A 393-nucleotide genomic window follows, 5' to 3' on the forward strand; every position below is an offset into this window, starting at 1 on the left:
TGCGCATCATGTGAACCATCTCGATACCGGCCARGGTTGCAGCGGCGYTTTTGAATGATGTGAAGCCAAGCATCGATCGGATTCGCCGTTTGATCCGCCGATGATCCTGCTCGATMCGATTGTTCAGGTATTGGCTTTGCCGGATTCGGATCGGCTTCAGCTKGCGGCGTGASCGATCTTGAAGACGGCTTGTCGCRTCACACGCGACTATGGCTTCCCGGTTGGTCTGGCTGCCGTCAATGACGATGCGCTCGGGCCGGCCATGGCGTTCAAGCGCYTTGCGGAAGAACCGCTTGGCCGCCGACAGATCCCGATGTTCGCTGAACCAGAACTCGACCGTGTCGCCAACGCTGTCGATGGCGCGATARAGATACATCCACCGTCCGCGGACCT

At 58.7% G+C, this 393-nt stretch carries 1 protein-coding gene; it reads right to left on the reverse strand.

Translation table 11 applies throughout. From position 1 onward, the window contains the following. The coding region (locus tag AC1D34_RS38360) for an IS6 family transposase (protein ID WP_476827123.1) at nucleotides 1-393 on the reverse strand (393 nt) is incomplete at both ends.

It is taken from the genome of Allobosea sp. P1_A7, from assembly GCF_056406775.1.